Source organism: Chroococcidiopsis sp., assembly GCF_051657925.1.
Taxonomy (GTDB): Bacteria; Cyanobacteriota; Cyanobacteriia; order Cyanobacteriales; family Chroococcidiopsidaceae; genus Chroococcidiopsis.
In genome coordinates, this window is sequence record NZ_JBOFLP010000329.1 from 1 (window position 1) to 13,651 (window position 13,651).

General features: G+C 43.0%; 18 protein-coding genes. 8 read left to right on the plus strand and 10 right to left on the minus strand.

Features of this window, described 5'->3' with window-relative positions; all coding sequences use genetic code 11:
- A partial coding sequence (locus tag ACRC32_RS26365; protein WP_438556752.1) for an O-methyltransferase occupies positions 1–355 on the plus strand: 355 nt, incomplete at its 5' end.
- A 2-nt stretch (positions 356–357) separates the two neighbouring features.
- On the opposite strand, the gene ACRC32_RS26370 is transcribed toward ACRC32_RS26365, so the two are convergent.
- The 3 genes from ACRC32_RS26370 to ACRC32_RS26380 all read right to left on the minus strand — a co-directional run bounded on the left by ACRC32_RS26370 (position 358) and on the right by ACRC32_RS26380 (position 1,372).
- Positions 358–630: a hypothetical protein gene (locus ACRC32_RS26370; RefSeq protein ID WP_438556753.1), complete on the minus strand. Its 273-nt coding sequence runs from the start codon at positions 628–630 to the stop codon at positions 358–360.
- A 251-nt stretch (positions 631–881) separates the two neighbouring features.
- Positions 882–1,049: a hypothetical protein gene (locus ACRC32_RS26375; protein WP_438556754.1), complete on the minus strand. Its 168-nt coding sequence runs from the start codon at positions 1,047–1,049 to the stop codon at positions 882–884.
- Positions 1,050–1,084: 35 nt separating this feature from the next.
- Positions 1,085–1,372 (minus strand): hypothetical protein, encoded by a 288-nt coding sequence (locus ACRC32_RS26380; RefSeq protein ID WP_438556755.1) that lies wholly within the window; start codon positions 1,370–1,372, stop codon positions 1,085–1,087.
- Between the two features lie 350 nt (positions 1,373–1,722).
- Here ACRC32_RS26380 and ACRC32_RS26385 point away from each other — a divergent pair, with 350 nt between their 5' ends.
- Positions 1,723–2,649, plus strand: coding sequence for a LysR family transcriptional regulator (locus ACRC32_RS26385; RefSeq protein ID WP_438556756.1), 927 nt, complete (start codon positions 1,723–1,725; stop codon positions 2,647–2,649).
- A 93-nt stretch (positions 2,650–2,742) separates the two neighbouring features.
- Here ACRC32_RS26385 and ACRC32_RS26390 read toward each other — a convergent pair whose 3' ends face one another.
- The 3 genes from ACRC32_RS26390 to ACRC32_RS26400 form a co-directional block, all read right to left on the minus strand.
- The gene (locus ACRC32_RS26390) at positions 2,743–4,035 is read right to left on the minus strand and encodes a glutamate-cysteine ligase family protein (RefSeq protein WP_438556757.1); all 1,293 of its coding nucleotides are present in this window, start codon (positions 4,033–4,035) and stop codon (positions 2,743–2,745) included.
- A gap of 143 nt (positions 4,036–4,178) precedes the next feature.
- Complete coding sequence (locus tag ACRC32_RS26395) at positions 4,179–4,385, minus strand: hypothetical protein (RefSeq protein WP_438556758.1); 207 nt, start codon at positions 4,383–4,385, stop codon at positions 4,179–4,181.
- A gap of 265 nt (positions 4,386–4,650) precedes the next feature.
- A complete protein-coding gene (locus ACRC32_RS26400; protein WP_438556759.1) occupies positions 4,651–5,343 on the minus strand; it encodes a Coq4 family protein in 693 nt (230 codons plus the stop codon).
- Between the two features lie 107 nt (positions 5,344–5,450).
- Here ACRC32_RS26400 and ACRC32_RS26405 point away from each other — a divergent pair, with 107 nt between their 5' ends.
- Entirely contained in the window at positions 5,451–6,089 is a 639-nt protein-coding gene (locus ACRC32_RS26405; protein WP_438556760.1) for a TetR/AcrR family transcriptional regulator, read from the plus strand.
- Positions 6,090–6,102: 13 nt separating this feature from the next.
- Here ACRC32_RS26405 and ACRC32_RS26410 read toward each other — a convergent pair whose 3' ends face one another.
- Positions 6,103–7,011 (minus strand): DUF1338 domain-containing protein, encoded by a 909-nt coding sequence (locus ACRC32_RS26410; RefSeq protein ID WP_438556761.1) that lies wholly within the window; start codon positions 7,009–7,011, stop codon positions 6,103–6,105.
- Between the two features lie 440 nt (positions 7,012–7,451).
- Between ACRC32_RS26410 and ACRC32_RS26415 the strand changes: the two genes are divergently transcribed.
- Both ACRC32_RS26415 and ACRC32_RS26420 read left to right on the plus strand, forming a co-directional pair.
- Positions 7,452–9,014 carry a phytoene desaturase family protein gene (locus tag ACRC32_RS26415; protein WP_438556762.1) on the plus strand — a complete coding sequence of 521 codons (1,563 nt, stop codon included), beginning with the start codon at positions 7,452–7,454 and terminating at the stop codon, positions 9,012–9,014.
- Between the two features lie 168 nt (positions 9,015–9,182).
- Entirely contained in the window at positions 9,183–9,638 is a 456-nt protein-coding gene (locus ACRC32_RS26420; protein WP_438556763.1) for a hypothetical protein, read from the plus strand.
- Between the two features lie 23 nt (positions 9,639–9,661).
- Here the strand turns inward: ACRC32_RS26420 and ACRC32_RS26425 are convergent, their stop codons facing one another.
- Positions 9,662–10,084: a hypothetical protein gene (locus tag ACRC32_RS26425; protein WP_438556764.1), complete on the minus strand. Its 423-nt coding sequence runs from the start codon at positions 10,082–10,084 to the stop codon at positions 9,662–9,664.
- An 85-nt stretch (positions 10,085–10,169) separates the two neighbouring features.
- A complete protein-coding gene (locus tag ACRC32_RS26430) occupies positions 10,170–10,562 on the minus strand; it encodes a pentapeptide repeat-containing protein (protein ID WP_438556765.1) in 393 nt (130 codons plus the stop codon).
- A 173-nt stretch (positions 10,563–10,735) separates the two neighbouring features.
- Here ACRC32_RS26430 and ACRC32_RS26435 point away from each other — a divergent pair, with 173 nt between their 5' ends.
- Genes ACRC32_RS26435 through ACRC32_RS26445 form a run of 3 tightly spaced genes read left to right on the plus strand, consistent with a single transcriptional unit; the run spans position 10,736 to position 11,644 of the window.
- The gene (locus tag ACRC32_RS26435) at positions 10,736–11,251 is read left to right on the plus strand and encodes a GNAT family N-acetyltransferase (RefSeq protein ID WP_438556766.1); all 516 of its coding nucleotides are present in this window, start codon (positions 10,736–10,738) and stop codon (positions 11,249–11,251) included.
- 4 nt (positions 11,252–11,255) lie between these two features.
- Entirely contained in the window at positions 11,256–11,456 is a 201-nt protein-coding gene (locus ACRC32_RS26440) for a hypothetical protein (RefSeq protein WP_438556767.1), read from the plus strand.
- Positions 11,453–11,644 carry a hypothetical protein gene (locus ACRC32_RS26445; protein WP_438556768.1) on the plus strand — a complete coding sequence of 64 codons (192 nt, stop codon included), beginning with the start codon at positions 11,453–11,455 and terminating at the stop codon, positions 11,642–11,644. Before ACRC32_RS26440 ends, ACRC32_RS26445 begins: the two co-directional genes overlap by 4 nt.
- Positions 11,645–11,675: 31 nt before the next feature.
- On the opposite strand, the gene mutL is transcribed toward ACRC32_RS26445, so the two are convergent.
- On the minus strand, positions 11,676–13,550 hold the full coding sequence (gene mutL, locus ACRC32_RS26450) for a DNA mismatch repair endonuclease MutL (RefSeq protein ID WP_438556769.1): 1,875 nt from the start codon (positions 13,548–13,550) through the stop codon (positions 11,676–11,678).
- Positions 13,551–13,651: the final 101 nt, after the last annotated feature.

The following is a 13,651-nucleotide window of genomic DNA, read 5'->3' on the forward strand; positions in this document are numbered from 1 at the left end:
TTATTGGCAGCAGGCTGGAGTCGTTAACAAAATAGATTTGCACTTAGCACCAGCACTAGAAACACTAGATCGATTATTGGCATCAGGACAATCGGAATCTTTTGATTTTGCTTTTATCGATGCAGATAAAGAAAACTATGACTGCTATTACGAGCGATCGCTTCAGTTAGTGCGTCCTGGTGGTTTAATCGCAATTGATAACGTTCTTTGGGGTGGAGATGTTGCTGATTTTCAAGTTCAAAATCGAAGTACTCAAGCAATTCGGGCGCTCAATGAGAAATTACATCATGATGAAAGGGTAGCCTTAAGTTTAGTACCAATTGCTGATGGATTGACTTTAGCGTTAAAGCGATAGATTCAGAAAGTAGATTCAGCCTTTTTGGATTTACTTCTAGGTGCAATCTTCAGTAAAAAATTGTCCACTTCTACTAAAAAGTCTCCGGCTGAATCATGCTTTACATTCTCCTGAGCGTCATCTTGTTCTGCTGCTATGGTTTTCTGTAACAGTTGCTCATGCTGTTGTTGTAAAAGTCTTTTGTGTAGAATTTCTAGCAACACTGCTTGCTCGTCGATTGATAAAGCTTCTACCGTTTCGATCGCCTGCTGAAATTTAGAGGTGTTAAGTACCATAGATACAGATAAGTTACCAACTTCGTTAGGTCTATTCTTAAGTGTAATCTACAAGATGCTGTTGTAGTACGGAAATCTCCCAATGATTTTAGTTGAGGCAATTCATCATACGGTCGGGCTTTATAATTTTTCAAGAGTTAAATTTAAGCTTTTTTATTTCTGCTTCTTCGGTCAGAAGGTAAAAATTGATAACCCCCTTTGAAAAAGCTTAAAAGGGGGTTATGAAATCTATTTTTAGTGCGATCGCGCTTTTATTGTCCTCTCATTCGGGCTTTATATTCTGCATAAGAGTTGCTGAATTTCCAGAATTCGATAATGAGATGCCGTACGGAACGATAGCTTTTTTTAGCAATATTGTAGGCTTGCTGTTTGTAGTTAACAGGTACGCGATCGGTGTGTTGATAAGAAGTGTTTTTCATGTTTTTCTCCTAGCTTAATTACAGTTTCGACAAAATTAGCGGTAATATCTTTGCTCGATCCAAGAACGCATTTCGGCTTCAGAACCAAAACTTGTAGACTGATTTGTTGTTGGATCGAATGCTTGCCACCACGTATTGCCTTGGCGATCGCGACGTTGTTTGACTTGTAATTCGTTGCTTTGAAATAACAAAGCAAATAATCGCTGCAAAACTCTGGTAATTTTGGCATAGTCCCTTGGCTTTGCAACAATAAATTTAGCTTGGGATTTGCGGTCAATTGTTTCATTTACAGGCGGAATTAAGTAATCGCAATTAGGTTTCATAGTTCGAGGTAATTGAAATTAAAAATAAGTCTTTGCTTCGCGGCACAAATCTAATCTAACAACTGCTAATTCTGATGACAAAGCAATCTATGCATAGTTGTATGAATAAAATCGATAGCTCGAAAATAAGGTAAGTTATGAATGGGTAGTAGCTTAAACTTATATCTTGCAGATGGCGATTAGAAATCGCGACTACATGGACAAAACCTACCTACATAGGTTGAAATACACGATCTTCCCTAAGTCCGTGCAGGCGGACTTGATTTGTGTAGCTGCGACTTATAGTCGCTCAGGCTTATTGAAAGATCTTATGTTAGAGCCACATTCTCAAATCGTTTATTATTGGAGCCATGCTTGAGCTTAGCAATAGTCAGATCAAACTCTCCCAACTGCGAGCATTGTTGGCAGTAGCCGAATATGGTAATTTTAGTGAAGCCGCTTTACGCTTGGACTTGTCTCAATCAGCAGTCAGCCACGCGATCGCATCATTAGAAGATGAATTAGGAATCTTATTATTCTCTCGCGGTCGGCAAGGCGCAGTTCCCACTCCCGTAGGGGAACAGGTAATTGAATACGCTCGGCAAATCTTGCAGCTGTTAGAAGAGATGGTTGCAGCAGCCAAATCAGAAAAAAGCTTGCAGAGTGGCAGCGTTAGAGTTGCTTGTATACGGAGTGCAGCCACCCATATCTTACCGTCTGCGATCGCCCAATTTCGCCGCCGCAACCCAGGAATTGCGATCGATATCTTAGAACATTTCGACCATTTGGATGTAGAAAAAGCTTTGCGGGAAGGTCAAGCTGATGTAGGCTTTACCCACCTCCCTACTAGTCCAGATTTTGAGAGTTGGGAAATTTTGCGGGATGAATATGTCGCTCTACTACCACCATCTGCTAATTTGTGGCAGAATCAGTGTACTTGGGAAGAATTATTTGCTTATCCTTTAATTGTTCCTAGTACCAATAATGCGTGTTTTACCACGCTCCGCAACCACCTGCTAAGTGCAGGTATTCGTATAGATGATAAAGTTGCTTATCAAGTTAATGAAGACTCTACTGTTGTCAGCATGGTATTACAAGGTTTAGGCGCAACAATTATGCCACGGCTAGCAGCAGAACCAATCCCATCAGCCGTACATGCATGTAGTTTGCCAGTACCATTAGAAAGAGTCATTGGAGTAGCTGTGCTAGCAAATACGCTGCTAACTCCAGCGGTATTTACTTTTTTAGACGTGTTGCGGTGTGTTAAATCATCTGCGGTTAAATTCAGTTATCAGTGACCAGTGACCAGTGACTAGTTAACAGGGAGCAGAGAGCGCACGAGCAGGGATGAATTTAACTCTTTTCACGCACCACGCACCAATTACCAATGACTAATGACCAATAACACTAAAAACTTGTTGCTCTAACTTGTCGCACGACTGACGTACAAGTCTCAATCCTTCATCTGGAGAAATTTCGCCTGTAGGGGGTTGGAATTCTTGCAAAAGTTCTGCTTCTGTAGTTTGATATTCACCAAGATCGGAACGCATCTTCGTCAAAAAATTTATTCCTTCACCGTCTTGAGTCGCAAATTCAAATATGGAGTCGAGATAATCCTTAACTTCCCGATTTTTCACTCCTTCGGTTACGGCTGCATAGAGCAAGTCGTTATCTAAATATTCAAATTCTGGTACGTCTAACCGATCGCCATTCAATTGAAAAGTCTTAACGCCTGCTTTTGGTCTAACGGTTAAATTCTCGCGTCTGACTCTCGCACCAGCGTTACTCACTAAAGTTGCGATCGCCAATATGCGATCGGGATAGTTACTATCTGTACCGCGTAATTCGATCGTGCCAATACTATTAAGTCGGACGCGGTTCCATGCTGTTTTTAACAAACTACCTCCCGCCTCAAAAAACAGGTGGCGTTCTACCCCAGCACGATCCATTGCTGATAACCAAGCATGATAGCGTGAAAACTGTAACTCGACTAATTCTTCAATGTTGTGAACGTAAGGCTGAAGTCCTCCCACTGCTTGTAGATGGGTGTAAACTCCTTCCCAGCCGAAAATATCTCGTCCTCGGTAATGTACGGTATGCGCTGAAACATTCATTCCCCTTCCTTCGTAAAACGGACAAGCGCGAGAAAGTGCGATGAGTGCAGCATCTAAAGCTGTAGCTAGATTGAAGAGATTGAGGATTTCTGCTTTGGCTGCTGGAGTAGCGTTATAAGATATCCCTATACGCGGATCGATCGCCCCTGGTGAGACTTCTAAATGTATGTGGGTACCCGTACACCTGCCTGCGTGTAAGAAGCGATCGTAACCTACGGTACGCAGTTGAACGTGATACCATAGCTTATTACGAATTATCGGCATGACATGCAAGGGATAAGTAGACAAGGGATAGAGTCTCAAATCCAATTCTTGCCCCGCCTGGATTGCTATTTGCAGATTACTTAAATACTCTTGAGCGAGTTCAGTAACTGAATTGACCGGGTTTGTATTAATTTCAACAATATGCTTAACCCATTCAGGTGCAAAACAATTTGGATTGCTGCCTTTTTCAGTTGCGATCGCTTGACAGCGCGATAAAAACTCATCAGCACGATGAGAAATTGCTCCAGTTCGATCGACGAGGAAAAACTCTTGTTCAAATCCGAGCCGCCGTTTTGCTTCTGTCATGGCTAAAATCTCTACAATTTAGTTTTTCACCTCTACTGCAATGATTTCACGCTCGCCGATAATTTAAAGTATCTAAAAGATAGAGTTTGACTTCCGAGCTAAAATATCTCTCTTACGGCGTAAATTCAATGCTCTCAATGATGTTAAGCCCAATATTCTGGTTGGCAAAGATCGATCGCTAGTGCGATTAAATTGGCAAAATCAATCTTGACAACTAACATCCAAAAACGTATTTGTTCTCGCTGTCTTTGGCTACTCTTAAAGGCAATTCGCCAAACTGTAGCAGCTAGAGGTAGCCAGGGATAGGTTTTTCTCAACAGTCGGAACCAGAGGAGACATTGGTTTGACATTGGTGTGATTGAGAAGGCAAAAGTCAAAAGTCAAAAGTCAAAAGTCAAAAGTCAAAAGTCAAAAGTCAAAAGTCAGAAGTCGAAAACTATAATGTGCCTGCGCGAAGCTTAAAATCGGAGTACGATCTTGGCATACTTACACCAAGTGGCGATCGCAGACAGAACACCCAAGCGCGATCTTCTTCTTGTCTTTGCGTCTTTGCGTGACACAAAATCTTACTTTGAACGCAACTTGGTATCACCCTCATATAATATCGAACGTTCGTTATGAAAAATGTGCTGCAAAAGCGATCGCCTGTACGTTTAATTCCCGTCGCCACTGCGATACAGGTTTTTCCCAAGCCTCTTCCCATTTTTGAGCAATAAAGGGTTTTGCAGACATACCCATTTTCCAACCTTGAGCGATGGCTTGGAGTAGTTGGGGTAGTTCCTCTGGATGCATCAGCGTGGTACTAACTAAAGCATTGGCAATCAACATACCAGCCAAAGGCAACCGAAATTGTGCCAAGTAGAATGCTTGCAAACCAATTTCAGCAATTTCTGACGTACCAAAACCTGTAATAACATGCCAAATATCGTGAGTTTGCTGCCAACGATATTCGATGTAGCTGGTATCGGCATCTATTTGTATTTCGGGATCGATGCGATCGAATCCTTGTTGTTTCAAACTAGAAGCGTAAGCATAGCCAAGAGAATCTTGAGGATATTGCAATAGCGCGTCAAGATCGTGTGTTGGAGCAATATAGCGTTCTTTTAACATTGCCGCTACTTCTGGATTTGCCTTCATTGCCTCTGCTGCTAACTCAAAAGCACGACTGTGTATCAAGCAGTGGCTTAATTCATCAACAGTATCTAAATTTTCTGGCTCGAAAAGTAGGAAAAAGAAGGCTTTCATTGCCTTGAGAAATCGAAGGTGATGCGAAATGTTTTTCCAGGCTTGACAACTGAGGGATTGCATAGTTGTATCTCCTTGTGGAGACGTTAGCTGTAACGCCTCTACGATAGAATATGAATATTGTTCATATTCATAAAATACGAACATCGTTCATGTTTTGTCAAGTATAGATGGCAACGAATTCTCAAAAAAATGCTCAAATGCGGCGAAAACCCCAGCAGGCACGGAGTCAAGAGCGAGTCGATCGCATATTGCATGTAGCAGAGCAGATGTTTATTGAAACAGGGTATCAGGAGACAACTACAAGAGCGATCGCTTCCCGTGCTGAAATTCCTGTAGGTTCGCTGTATCAGTTCTTTCCCGACAAAGCTGCAATTTTGAAAGCATTAGCAGCAAAATACATAGAACAGGAACGACAGATATTTGCCGACTTGCATACAGAAGAGGCGATCGCACTACCATTATCTGTATATGTAGAAAGAGTTCTCGACACATACGATCGCTTTTATACTAACAATCCTGGTTATCGAATTGTCTTCGAGCAGTTATTGAAAGCAATGCCAGAAGTTCCACTTTCGATGTATGAAGAGATGGAAATACCCCTTACCGCTGAGTTGCAAAAATTTCTAGCGCGGAGAAAACCAAGTTTGAATCCGGCGCAGTGCGAGTTAATTGCCACTATTTCTGTAGAAGTGGTAGGAACTTTACAGTGGTTATCTTTGCATCGAAATGAGGCATTTCGCACCAAGGTTGTAGGCGAGACAAAGAAATTGATCTTGAGCTATTTAAAGTTATATCTAGATGAATAAAATATCAAATGGCTTAAGATTGTTTCCTCGTCATTTCAAACAAATGTTGGGCATTTTGTCCTAAGAATGCATCGAATAATACTTTCTTTCCCGCTGCTTCTACTGGGTAGCGTTCGGCAATTTCATAATAAGCATAAGTCCAAGGAATTTGAATTAATTTCCCAGTCACATCATCTATGACTGTTACCATCTCTTTCACTGCATGAGTAGCAGTCTGACGCAAACCAACTTCTAAGCTACCTTCAATTTGGGCTTTCATCGGTACTCCCAAAGTAGCTAAGCCGTTAGCTGTAGTCTCTATATCTGGATATTGTAGAGTGTGCTGGCGGTTGACGTAGCCAGTGAAATGATTGACTGCATATCCATGTAATAATACCCAAGCTCCATATTGGGTAACTCGATTAACTGCTTCTACCACAGATTTTTTGGGAGGCGACCAAGGACGGGTGAATACGCCTTGGAGTCGATTTATAATTAGCTCTATGTCGAGCGGATTCGTTGGATTAGTAGGCATTGCCCAGCCTACAGAGGCATCGCTAACAGTTTGATAGATCGGAGATGCGATCGCCTCTGGTAATTCTTCTACAATCAATTCACTGATGAATAGTTTGGGTAGATCGAACTGTTCCTGCTCTGGGTGTCGATAGTGGCGAGCAGATAAATTCTGGGCTGGAAAAATATATTCTCCCGCTGCCTTGTATCCTAAAGTTTCGGCAACACTAGCTAAATACTCAATGCCTAAATTCTGTTTTCCTTCGGGCGTATCAATATTTAACCGCAGCGAACGAAAAGCAATATGGTCGTTGGCAACCGTACCACCTGCTTGTAAAATCATTTGTTCGTAAACTTGAGCGTAGCTAACTCTAGCACGGTATTGTTGCCAGAGTCGATCCCAAAGATGAAGGGCAATATCAGGTTTCATAACATCATGAAGGAAGAAGGGGATGAGGAGGAGGGCATTACCCACCCTGCTGACTAGATAACTTTCTACAGACGTTACATGTAACGTCTCTACACTGACAACTGTTTCCTCACAAGTTCCTCAAATTCTATTTCTATATTAAATATCAAGTCATCTGAGTCATCTGTGAATGACGGTAGTGTGACTGGTAGATGCTACGCCTTTGCGCTGATATAGTTCCGCACGTTCTATGGTGGTGAGTGCGGAACTTTTTTATAATTAGTTATTTGTTATTTGTCATTTGTCATTTGTTATGGTGATAGTAAGAGGCAAATTTTGACTTTTGACTTCTAACTTTGTACATATTTGTTCAACTAACTTCATTCGGTTGAAACAAACTCACAAGATTCTCAACTTTTCTACTTAGTGTAAAAGTAGACATATTCCGGGAAGAGTCTGATATGGAAAGCTTCGATTTTGTCATTATGGGAGCTGGACTAGGGGGACTGTCATCTGCCGCTTGTTTGACTCGACAAGGATATCGAGTTGTGGTTTTGGAGCAGCATTACTTAGCGGGAGGATGCTGTCATACATTTGATTTTGGGGAATATAGATTTTGTGCGGACGTTCACTATATTTCCCAGTGTGGCTCGGGTCAGGCGATCGCGCAATTTCTGAATTACATCGAGCGGGATGTCCCCTTTGTTTCCCTCAATCCCGATTGCATCGATCGCGTTATTGCTCCAGAAATTGATTTTAAAATTCCTTTAGGTTGGGAGAACTTACGTCAGCGTTTGCTCTCAACTTTTCCAGAACAAGCCACGCCAATTAATCGCTATTGTGACGAAATTAAGCAAATACACCAAGAGATTCGCAGCCTAGTTCAAGAAGTCCGCTGGTACAATCGCCATCTATCAGATTGGCTGAAGTTACCCAAGTATTGGAATTTATTTGTAAGGCGAAATTGGACGCTACAAGATCTCTACAATCGTGTCGGTTTGTCACCCAAACTGCAAACGATATTAGCAGGACAAAGCGGAGACTATGCTTTGCCACCCGAGGAAATTGCGCTGTTTACTCATACTTCTTTAGTATGGGATTACTCGGAAGGAGCCTATTACCCTCAGCACCACTTCAAACACTTGGTTGATGAGATTGTTGCAGCCATTACCTCTGGTGGTAGCGTCGTGCAATTTTCAACCCCCGTAGAATATATCGAAGTTGAAGACCGTCAAGTACAAAAAGTCGTTGCTGGAGGTAGAACTTATCAGGCTACTCGTGCTTATATCAGCGACTTAGACCCCAAGTTAACTTTACAGTTAATGCGGGAAACTGTCGAAGAATTAAGTAACTGGGAGCGTCAACGCCTGACTGGTTACGAATATTCTGCTAGTGCTTTTAATATTTATTTAGGTTTAGATAGCCGCTTCGAGCCAGAAAAATATGGGATTGGCAATTGGAATATTTGGTATTATCCCAATGGCGATTTAAATCAAGCCTATCGCCAACAATTGCTGGGTGACTTACAGCATCCTTGGATTTTTCTCTCTTGTCCTACGATGAAATCTCCAGCAGGTGGTATGGCTCCGCCAGGACATCACGTATTAGAAATTGCTACCGTGTGTCCCTATGAACCGTTTAAACAGTTGCACTCAACAGATCTTAAAGCTTACAAGGCGAAAAAACGGCAACTTTATCAAGATATGATGACAAGCGTGCGAGATTTGGTTCCTGATGTGAATGCTTATACTCGTATGAAAGTTTCTGGTACTCCCACTACTAGCGAATACTATCTCGGACAGCCACAGGGAAACATTTACGGTGCGAAGTTAATACCCAAACAAGTCGGTTTGAATCGTTTAGGATATACAACTGAATTGCCAAATCTTTTCTTCGTTGGTGCTAGTGCTGGATATCCCAGTGTCCCAGGTGTCATTGGCAATGGTATGGATGTGGTTGAATTGATTACAGGTCAATTGGTCTGGAATCGAGCTAACACTTCTGAACTGTTGATTAAAAGATAGTTTATCTCTCCTGGGTTGTTAGCTGTTAGCAGGGAGAATGGACACAGTGACCAGTTGTCAGTTGTCAGTGACTAGTTATCAGATACTAGTTACCAAGGTTTTTAATTGCGATCGCTAGTCGTTGTTGAACTGGTCACTGTCCTAAACTCTAACCCCTAAACCCGATATATGAGCATCAGTAAGCAAGGAAAAATAATTGCTCTTTGGATAGTATTTCTATTCGGAACAGTTTTTCACACGCAGTTGGCTTTAATGCCGCTGCTTTATGGTGAAAATGTAGTGATGCCTAATACTCAGGGAAAAATGCCTGCATTCGAGTCATGGTTAATGTTAGGCATGTTTGTCTTACCAGCGATCGCAATTGTAGTGACTGCATTTAATAATTCGAGACGATATAGACTCATACATTTTTGCGTGACAGTTCTGTTCACTGTCATAAATTTTATTCACATTGTCTTCGATCTATCGGTGCAACCGATCGTTTGGCATCAAATTGTTTCGATCGTCTTGTTATTTGTGAATGGGTTATTGTTAAATATTGTTTCTTTGCAATGGTTGCGAGAGCGAGATAAAAGCCCTAAACTTCGCAAGAAAGTGACTGTTAAAGCAGTCAAAAATTCCTAGTTGTAAAATTTGAAAATCAACGCCTAAAAAGCTACTTCTTTTTGTGAGTATAGACGATCGCAATAGAGCATCCAACCCAATCCAAATAAACTCGATAGAGAACCTGCGATCGCAGCTTTGACACCCCATCCCACGGGTCCTAGCCAATCGTTAATTTCGTTTAAAATCGCCGTACTAACTTTAGCAACAACATAGGCTGTTCCCACCGCGCCAATAGTAACTATACCTAACTCAGCCAAAATTTCTAATAGATTTTTCTGCGATAGATCTTCCTCAAAATAGATTTTCCAAATTAAGGTGTACATGCCGATATCAGCAGCAGTTAAGACAAACTGTTTTGGCATTTCTGCGCCTGGAGAAGGGAGAGCCGATACAGCACCGCCACTAGCAGCATAACCCGCGATCGCTAAAACAGCTTCGATTCTCTTTTTACCTTGTAGATCCATGATGATTTCCTTGATGATTGGTAATTAATCAGAGGTCGGATTGTGTCATCATCCCATCCTAAATTGCTTTCATTACTGATGAATATTAGCTGGAGCGATCCGATCGCATTCCTGCTTGTATGGGGTCAAATCCTGGGGGAAAGTGAGTGGTATCGGGGTCGTAATCTGCTTCGCGTAAGTCCGCTGTTTCTAGTTTGGCGTGACGTAAATCTGTACCAATCAGAATTGCTCCGCGCAAATTGGCTCCATTGAGGTTAGTTTCATTGAGGTTAGCATAGCTTAGGTCTACTCCTCTCAAGTTCGCGCCACTTAAATCAGCGCCACTTAGTTCGGCATAACTTAAGTCTGCACCCTTCAAATCGGTAGCTTTAAGATCGACTGCACCGAGTTCTATGCTTGTAAAGTCTCGTTTTCCAGCCGCATATTGGTTGAGGAGTTCGGCTACATCAGTCATGGAGTTGGGGATGGCTTCAGACATAATTGTAAAGTTAAAGGTTTTATTTCTATTCTAAGGACACAATAGAACTATTTGTAGTTTGGAATTGGAAGAATTATGTCGCGCAAAGGCGCAAAGGGTAATTAGTGTTTTTGCAATTTGGCAGGAGAATGCAAGCTAATCGATTTACATTATGTGTTGTTTAAATAGAACTTATGATAATAATTAGTCCGGAAACGATTGAAGACTATACTAATATTTTCGAGGTAAATAAACTTGCGTTTGGTCAAGAGAATGAAGCGAAATTAGTCGAAAGTATTCGCAATTTACCCAATTTTAACTCTGCTCTATCTTTGGTAGCAATTGACAGCGATCGCCTCGTCGGACATATTTTATTTAGCGAAATTGCGATCGCCAGTCCTCAAGGTGAGGTTACAGCATTGGCTTTGGCTCCATTAGCGGTTCTGCCTCAGTTTCAAAATCAAGGGATCGGTTCTCAACTTGTGAGAGCAGGATTGAAACAGTGTCAGGTTTTAGGATACAAAATTGTTATAGTTCTGGGTCATCCAAACTTCTACAGTCGCTTTGGTTTTGTGCCTGCGATCGATAAAGGATTGCGATCGCCTTTTTCAGTTCCAGATGAAGCATTTATGGTACTGGAACTCATACCTGAGGCATTAACTGGAATTAGCGGTATGGTTAAGTATTCATCTCCGTTCGACCTTGTGTGAAAAAATGAAGCCAAGCACAATTGTCGTTTTGTTGCAAGCATATACGCAGCTACAACAGCTAGCATCTGTGTTGTACGCAGCAGCGGAAGCAGCGTTAGAAAATAATGACTTTGACGATGCCAGTTTACTCGCCAGTAGAGCGGATAAACTTTATGAAGAGGCAGAAAATTTGGACATATTGATTTCGGAACTGGAGGGAGAATGAAAACAGCCGAACAGTTAAAAACTCGAATCAAAGAACTTGGTAAACAAGCAGCCCAGTTGAGCCGTCAAGCTGTAGAAGTTGGCAAACTCGATCGCGAACAAGGTAGAGTTTTAATGCTTCAAGCCAAAGAAGCAAGCAAGCGATATCAAACTCTGATTCAAGAATTAAAACGACAGCAGCAAGCGTGAAATATGGGTGTTCTCTAGTTCATAGCTTCGCTTAAATTCCGTGACTCTTGCCGATAACCCAATGACGGCGGAAAAAACGCGATAAAGCCGATTCTTCTAACGATAAATAAATTGGGCGACCGTGGGGACAGGTACGGGGGTTGCGGGTACGCTGCCACTGGTTGAGTAGCGTTTGCATTTCTTCTAAACTCAAAGGCGTACCATTGCGGATGGCACAGCGACAAGCAGTCGCTACTTGAGCCGCTTGTAAGTCGCCACCTAAACTTAGTTCTACCAGGGCATCGGCACAGTCATCGCGCTGTACGAGCATTGCCGGGGCGCTGCGGACTGCCCACAAGCGATCGCCAAACGGTTCGACTTCTAAATTTAAACGTTGCAACTGAGCTATTTGAGCCAGTGACAGATGATTCAGAATCACTGGCGGTTCTAGGGGGACGAGTTGCCAGCGATCGCACAGTTGCTCGTACAATACTCGTTCGTGGGCGATGTGCTGTTCCACCAACCACATACCACCAGGATGTTCTACCAAAATATACATATTGTGTACCTGGGCGATCGCTTTGAGGAAGTGGTGCATGGTGAGTGGTGCGTGGTGAGTGGTGGGTTCCTCCAAATTTTCCGACTCCCGACTCCCGACTCCCGACTCCCGACTCCCGTTTTCCGCGATTTCCCGACTCGTACTATATACGCCTTTTTCTTCCGCAACTTTAATGAGTTGAGTAACTCGTGTATTATGAGCCGAGTCCGACACGCTGTTACTATTGAGCCGCAGTATTTGTTCTATAGCGCCTGCTGCGTGTTCTTGCCAATGACTCAGATGATGTAGGTAAATTTCGGTTTTCGCTGGCTGGCGGTTCCAATCGATCTGCCACGGCGCAACTCGCAGGTGGAGAAAACAAACCGGATAGCGATCGCGGGGTAACGTCCGTGCCATCGCTGAAAGGATTGTTTGTTCTAATTCTGCAAACTTGACCATCCTACCATTCATCGCCACCCTCACCCAGTCTGGACGATGACGATGACAGCGATCGGGCAAACCCAGAACCAATTGAAGAGATGAATGGTGAGAATTTGGAATTCGGAATACCCCTTCGCTTAAGCAAGCTACGGAATTCGGAATTAAATTCCCCCTAGTCTCCTCTGCTCCTCTGCTCTCTTCCCCTGCTCGTACGCTCCCTGCTCCCTGCTCCCTGCTCCCTGCTCCCTCAAAAGGAGTTGCCACTTCAACCTTAAGATACTGTAAGTCGCTCAAACTAACTTGGCGTAGAATTTGTGGTATTAGATGCTGGGTAGTAGCCCCTGGGGAGAGAGTAAACCATTCGCGATCGTCTTGCCAGACTTGCCAGGTGACGTGAGGATGACACAGGGCAATTTGCTGAATTGTATTTTGGATCGCTCTCATTTGTTGACTGAGAGAAGGCATTCCCTGACGGCGTTCTGCCCAAGTTGCGAATAAATTGGAGACGGTGACGACTGTACCAGGAGCGATCGCCACTGTTTCTGTTTTGATTGGTTCGCCGCGATCGCTATATCTCACGCGCCATCCCTCGCCAGCCTCAGCAGCACGGCTGAAAATTTCTAATTCAGCAAGTTGAGCTAAACTATGTAACGCCTCGCCGCGAAATCCCAAACTCGTAACTTGCCACAAATCTTCACAGCTACGAATTTTACTGGTGCTATGAGCAGTAGCACACGCTTGTAAATTCTCCAAATCCATGCCACAGCCATTATCGGCAATGCGAACGCGCCACTGTTGCGGATAAAGATAAATAACTACCCGTGTTGCTCCAGCATCCAGGGAGTTTTCCGCGAGTTCCCGCACGACAGCAGCTAGAGAATCGATGACCTCTCCAGCAGCGATTAGATGTACGACCTCAGTAGGTAAAGGTAGAATCCCAGATTTCATAAGATCTAGTCTATCGAAGGAGTGAGGAGACAGCGACTAGTTGTCAGTGAGCAGCGATCGGTGAGCAGTAACCAGTGACCAGTTAACCAACAACTGTCAAC

Bases quoted from the DNA above. Each gene is read 5' to 3' on its own strand.
- ACRC32_RS26370 (WP_438556753.1), bottom strand. From the start codon at position 630: ATGGTACTTAACACCTCTAAATTTCAGCAGGCGATCGAAACGGTAGAA.
- ACRC32_RS26375 (WP_438556754.1), bottom strand. From the start codon at position 1,049: ATGAAAAACACTTCTTATCAACACACCGATCGCGTACCTGTTAACTAC.
- ACRC32_RS26380 (WP_438556755.1), bottom strand. From the start codon at position 1,372: ATGAAACCTAATTGCGATTACTTAATTCCGCCTGTAAATGAAACAATT.
- ACRC32_RS26385 (WP_438556756.1), top strand. From the start codon at position 1,723: ATGCTTGAGCTTAGCAATAGTCAGATCAAACTCTCCCAACTGCGAGCA.
- ACRC32_RS26390 (WP_438556757.1), bottom strand. From the start codon at position 4,035: ATGACAGAAGCAAAACGGCGGCTCGGATTTGAACAAGAGTTTTTCCTC.
- ACRC32_RS26395 (WP_438556758.1), bottom strand. From the start codon at position 4,385: ATGTCAAACCAATGTCTCCTCTGGTTCCGACTGTTGAGAAAAACCTAT.
- ACRC32_RS26400 (WP_438556759.1), bottom strand. From the start codon at position 5,343: ATGCAATCCCTCAGTTGTCAAGCCTGGAAAAACATTTCGCATCACCTT.
- ACRC32_RS26405 (WP_438556760.1), top strand. From the start codon at position 5,451: ATGGCAACGAATTCTCAAAAAAATGCTCAAATGCGGCGAAAACCCCAG.
- ACRC32_RS26410 (WP_438556761.1), bottom strand. From the start codon at position 7,011: ATGAAACCTGATATTGCCCTTCATCTTTGGGATCGACTCTGGCAACAA.
- ACRC32_RS26415 (WP_438556762.1), top strand. From the start codon at position 7,452: ATGGAAAGCTTCGATTTTGTCATTATGGGAGCTGGACTAGGGGGACTG.
- ACRC32_RS26420 (WP_438556763.1), top strand. From the start codon at position 9,183: ATGAGCATCAGTAAGCAAGGAAAAATAATTGCTCTTTGGATAGTATTT.
- ACRC32_RS26425 (WP_438556764.1), bottom strand. From the start codon at position 10,084: ATGGATCTACAAGGTAAAAAGAGAATCGAAGCTGTTTTAGCGATCGCG.
- ACRC32_RS26430 (WP_438556765.1), bottom strand. From the start codon at position 10,562: ATGTCTGAAGCCATCCCCAACTCCATGACTGATGTAGCCGAACTCCTC.
- ACRC32_RS26435 (WP_438556766.1), top strand. From the start codon at position 10,736: ATGATAATAATTAGTCCGGAAACGATTGAAGACTATACTAATATTTTC.
- ACRC32_RS26440 (WP_438556767.1), top strand. From the start codon at position 11,256: ATGAAGCCAAGCACAATTGTCGTTTTGTTGCAAGCATATACGCAGCTA.
- ACRC32_RS26445 (WP_438556768.1), top strand. From the start codon at position 11,453: ATGAAAACAGCCGAACAGTTAAAAACTCGAATCAAAGAACTTGGTAAA.
- mutL (WP_438556769.1), bottom strand. From the start codon at position 13,550: ATGAAATCTGGGATTCTACCTTTACCTACTGAGGTCGTACATCTAATC.